The following is a 4589-nucleotide window of genomic DNA, read 5'->3' on the forward strand; positions in this document are numbered from 1 at the left end:
TGGGGGGCGCCGCCCCGGGGTGGGTTTATCACCTCCCACCACCCCCCCGACCCCGCCGCCCCCCGCCGCCCCGGCGGGGGGCGGGGGCGGGGGGCCCCCCCCCGGCCGCCCCACCAAACGCGACCGCCGCGTCCTCGACCGGTTCCGCAGCGGTCGGCTCTGACCCCCGGCCGGACGACGATTCCACCCGGCCGAAATTCGGACACACTGCCCGTACCGCCATTCGGGCGCAGTGGGTTTTTGCGAGCAACCTTCATAATGGGACCGAATGACGGAATGCGGTTCACCCGTTAACGGCGGCTGTTCGCCAAAACCGCGAGCGAACTTCTTTCGTCACTTTCAGTCACCACAATGGATGACCCGAAGATCCGCTCTCCATTACCGCGGCACCACAAGTTCGCAGCTCTACGTACCAGCGGAAGCCCAGCTGTGACCAGCAGTAATGCGACGGTAACACTGTCTCGATCACCGCACGTGTCGATCAAGCGCGCCCTACCGCGACCGTTTTCCCGCCTCCGCCCCATCGCCTCGGCGGGAGTCCGAAGCGACCTGGCACACCGGTGTTGCCGACGTTCCCCACCGCGGGTGTGATGGTCCGCGAATTCGTACCGGACACACCGCACAACGGGGGAGTCGTGCTGCCCGGAAACGGCCGGAAATCAACCTTGGGGGAAATCACGTGAGTCTCACGACCAGCTACTTCACCACCCCGCAGCACGAGCGGCTGCGGGCGGAGGTGCGGGCGTTCGCGGAGGCGGAGGTCGCGCCCGCGGTGGCCGACATGGAGGAGTCCAAGGCCGTCCACCACGAGCTGTCCCGGCTGATCGCCCGCCAGGGCTGGATCGGCGTCACCGTCGATCCCCGGTACGGGGGCATGGGCCTCGGCCACCTGGCCAAGACCATCATCATCGAGGAGCTGTCCCGCGTCAGCGGCGCGATGGGTGCCATGGTGCAGGCGTCCCAGCTCGGCGTGGCGAAGATCGTCCACTTCGGCGACGAGCGCCAGAAGCAGCGGTGGTTGCCCGAGGTCGCCGACGGCTCCTGCCTGCCCACCATCGCGGTCACCGAGCCCGAGGCCGGCGGGCACGTGCTCGGCATGGCCGCGACCGCCGAACGGGTCGGCGACGAGTACGTCCTCAACGGCCGCAAGGTGTTCGTGGGCAACAGCCACGTCGGCGACCTGCACGGGGTGGTGGTCCGCACCGGGCCGGGCTCGCGCGGGCTGTCCGCGTTCCTGGTCGAGGCGACCGCGCCCGGCTTCTCGCTCGCGCCGCACCGCCCGGCCCTGGGCCTGCACGGCTTCAGCTTCGGCGAGCTGATCTTCGACGACTGCCGCGTGCCGGCCGGGAACCTGCTCGGCGCGGAGGGCGACGGCCTGGCCGTCGCCTACTCGTCCAGCGTGCTGTACGGCCGGCCGAACCTGACCGCCGTGTCGCTCGGCATCCACGCCGCGATCGTGGCGCAGGCGGTCCGCTTCGCGAGCACCCACCGGCGGTACGGCAAGCCGCTGGCCGACCTGCCCACCGTGAAGCAGAAGCTGGGCCAGATGCAGTCCCAGCTCATGACCGCGCGGCTGGCCGCCTACCACGCCGCCCACCTGCTCGACGAGGGCCTGCCGTGCGACGCGGAGCTGATCAGCGCCAAGCTGCTCAACGTGGAGTCCTCTTTGGACTCCGCACGGACCGCGATGGAGATCCACGCGGCGTACGGGCTCGACCCGGACCGGACGGTCGAACGCCTCCTGCGCGACGCCCACCACATCTACTCCCCCGCGGGCACGTCGGACATCCAGCGCCTGCGGCTCGCCGAGGTCGCGCTCGGCACCTACCGGGACCAGTGGTCGGTCCGGCTGGCGGACAAGCTCCGGGCGAGCAGCGTCGCGCTCGACCGGGTGACGCTGGTCGCGGGCGAGCCGGCGGCCCTCAAGGAGCCCGCGGTCGCCTCCTCCTGAGGACGGGCGGAGGGGTGTCCCGCCCGGGACACCCGCCGCGGGTCACCGCCGGGCTCCACCGCGCGGTCCACCGGGCGTCATTGCCGGGATTCACCCGGCTTCGCCGCGCGGTCCACCGGGCTTCACCGCGCGGTTCGCCGGGCTTCGCCGCGCGGTTCGCCGAGCTTCACCGCCACCACGCCGCCGAGGATCAACGCGCCGCCCACGAGCCGCACCCCGCCCGGGGCCTCGCCGAGCAGCAGCCACGCGAACAGCAGCGCGCTCACGACCTCGGTCAACGCCACGAACGACGCCAGCCGCGACCCGAGCCGCCGGACCGCGGCGATGCCCGCGACGTAGGCCAGCGCGGCCGTCACCACGCCCAGTGCGAGCACCGGCAACCACCACGGCACGGTGAACCCGTCGAACGCGACCGGCCGCGCCGACACCGCGAACGGCACGATCCCGACCGCGCCCGCCACCAGCAACGCGACACCGCCCAGCAGCAACCCGCCGGCGGCCAGCACGGTGCCGGGCAGCCCGTCGTCGTCCCGCGCCGACAGGACGAAGTACACCGCCGCGCCCACCATCGCGCCCAACGCCCACAGCACGCCCACGACGTCGGCCCGCGCACCGGACACCAGGTCGAGCACGAGCGTCAACCCCAGCAGGCCGAGCACCGCGCCCACCACGGTCAGCCGGGTGGGCCGCTGGCCGCGGCGCAGCCACAGCCAGGCGACCACGGCGACCGGCGCGGTGTACTCGACCAGCAGCGCGACGCCGACCTCCATGCGCGCGACGGCGTTGAAGAACGCCAGCTGGCACCCGGCGACCGCGGCGAGGCCGTAGGCGGTGATCAGCGGCGCGGTGCGGCGCAGCAGGCCCCACCGGCCGCGCAGCTGGAAGGCCGCCACGGGCGCGAGCACGACGCCCGCCAGCAGCACCCGCACCGCCACCGCGGCCGCCGAGGACCAGCCCGCGTCCATCAGCCCGCTCGCCAGCGGCCCGGACAACCCGAACGACGACGCCGACAGCACCGCGAAGCCCAACCCGGACCGCAGCCGCCCGCCCACCCGCGTGTCATGTGTCATCGTCGCCATGACCCATGACGCTATGGACCGCGGCGGTAATCTGTCAACATGGTTTTCACCCATGACACGACCGCGTCGCTGGTCGCCGCGGTCGCCTTGGTGAACTCGGCCGAGGAGCCGGACACGATGACCCGCCCGGCCCAGCTCGACGCGTTCTTCGCCGAGCACGGCTACACCGGCTCCCGCACCCGCGACGCGGCCGAGCTGGAGGCCGTCCGCGCGCTGCGCGCCCCGCTCCGCCGCCTGCTGACCAGCGACCGCGACACCGCCGTGCGCCTGGTCAACGACATCCTGGCCCGGCACCACGTCGTGCCCCAGCTCGTCCGGCACGACGACCAGGACTACCACCTGCACGCCACCGACCCGTCCACGCCGCTCGCCGACCGGATCGAGGTGGAGACGGCCATGGCGATGGTCGACGTGATCCGCGCCGACGAGCTGAGCCGGCTGTCGGTCTGCGCCGACGACACGTGCGGCGGGCTGGTGCTCGACCTGTCCCGCAACCGCTCGCGCCGCTACTGCAGCACCGCGTGCGGCAACCGGATCGCGGTCGCCGCCTACCGCGCCCGCAAGGGCTGAGCCGGGCGCGCGATCACGCGCCGGGCGACCGGCCCCGGGAGCCCGCCCCGACGAGCCGCGCGAGCGACGTCGCGGGGTGCCCGGTCAGGTCCGGCACCGCGGTGTCGACGTGGGCCAGCTCGCCGTTCGCGATGGCGGTGTAGGTCGAGACCCAGGCGTCGACCTGCCAGTCGGGCGCGCCGTAGCGGGCGCGCGAGCGGTACGCCTCGGCCACGGTCTCCGGGTGGTAGGTGATCGTCCGCCCGGTCGCGGCGGACAGCACGGCGGCGACCTCGTGCAGGGTCAGCGCCTCCGGACCGGTCAGGTCGTAGGTGCGGCCGGCGTGCGCGTCCAGGTCGGTCAGGACGGCCGTGGCGGCGTCGGCGATGTCGTCCTGCGCCACGGCGGCCACCCGACCGTCGCCGGCGGGGCCGCGCAGCACGTCGTCCTCGCCCACCATGGCGGGCAGGAAGTCGGCGTAGAGGTTGTCGCGCAGGAAGGTGAACCGCAGGCCACTGGCCCGGATGTGCTGCTCGGTGGCCCAGTGGTCGCGCGCGAGCGTGAACGTGGCGTCCGGCGCGGCGCCGGCGAACGAGACGTAGACGAGGTGCCCGACCCCGGCGTCCGCCGCCGCGTCCACGAACGCGCGGTGCTGGTCGACGCGGTCCACCGACTCCGACGCCGAGACCATGAGGACGGTCGGGACGCCGTCGAGGGCGCGGCGGACGGCGTCGCTGTCGGCGAACGCGGCCCGCGCCGTGGTGGCCCCCGGGAGCCGGGGCGCGCGGGAGGGGTCGCGGACGAGGAGCACCTGGGCGTGGCCCGCGTCGGCGAGGCGGCGGGCGACGCGTCCGCCGAGGTGCCCGGTCGCGCCGGTGACCGCGAGCGGCGTGCTGGTCGACATGCCCGGCAGTCTCCCACCCCGCCACGACCCGGCGCGCGTTCGCCACCCTTCCGGGGAATGCGCCGGAACCGGGCGGTGCGGACGCGGGATCCCCCCTGTCCCGCGT

General features: G+C 73.8%; 4 protein-coding genes. 2 read left to right on the forward strand and 2 right to left on the reverse strand.

The annotated features are described in order from the left end of the window. Nucleotides 1-679 precede the first annotated feature (679 nt). A complete protein-coding gene (locus ACFXGA_RS33315) occupies nt 680-1951 on the forward strand; it encodes an acyl-CoA dehydrogenase family protein (RefSeq protein ID WP_378094899.1) in 1272 nt (423 codons plus the stop codon). Nucleotides 1952-2073: 122 nt separating this feature from the next. Here the strand turns inward: ACFXGA_RS33315 and ACFXGA_RS33320 are convergent, their stop codons facing one another. Continuing rightward, a complete protein-coding gene (locus ACFXGA_RS33320; protein WP_378094901.1) occupies nt 2074-3030 on the reverse strand; it encodes a DMT family transporter in 957 nt (318 codons plus the stop codon). Nucleotides 3031-3069: 39 nt separating this feature from the next. Between ACFXGA_RS33320 and ACFXGA_RS33325 the strand changes: the two genes are divergently transcribed. Continuing rightward, nucleotides 3070-3600: a CGNR zinc finger domain-containing protein gene (locus tag ACFXGA_RS33325; protein ID WP_378094903.1), complete on the forward strand. Its 531-nt coding sequence runs from the start codon at nt 3070-3072 to the stop codon at nt 3598-3600. Nucleotides 3601-3613: 13 nt separating this feature from the next. Here the strand turns inward: ACFXGA_RS33325 and ACFXGA_RS33330 are convergent, their stop codons facing one another. Then, complete coding sequence (locus ACFXGA_RS33330; protein WP_378094905.1) at nt 3614-4483, reverse strand: SDR family oxidoreductase; 870 nt, start codon at nt 4481-4483, stop codon at nt 3614-3616. Between the last annotated feature and the right edge of the window lie 106 nt (nt 4484-4589).

The sequence above is a fragment of the Actinosynnema sp. NPDC059335 genome (assembly GCF_042752395.1).
Classification (GTDB): domain Bacteria; phylum Actinomycetota; class Actinomycetes; order Mycobacteriales; family Pseudonocardiaceae; genus Actinosynnema.

Excerpts from the sequence above, each read along its gene's own strand:
- ACFXGA_RS33330 (WP_378094905.1), bottom strand. The coding sequence starts at position 4,483 with ATGTCGACCAGCACGCCGCTCGCGGTCACCGGCGCGACCGGGCACCTC.
- ACFXGA_RS33320 (WP_378094901.1), bottom strand. The coding sequence starts at position 3,030 with ATGGCGACGATGACACATGACACGCGGGTGGGCGGGCGGCTGCGGTCC.
- ACFXGA_RS33325 (WP_378094903.1), top strand. The coding sequence starts at position 3,070 with ATGGTTTTCACCCATGACACGACCGCGTCGCTGGTCGCCGCGGTCGCC.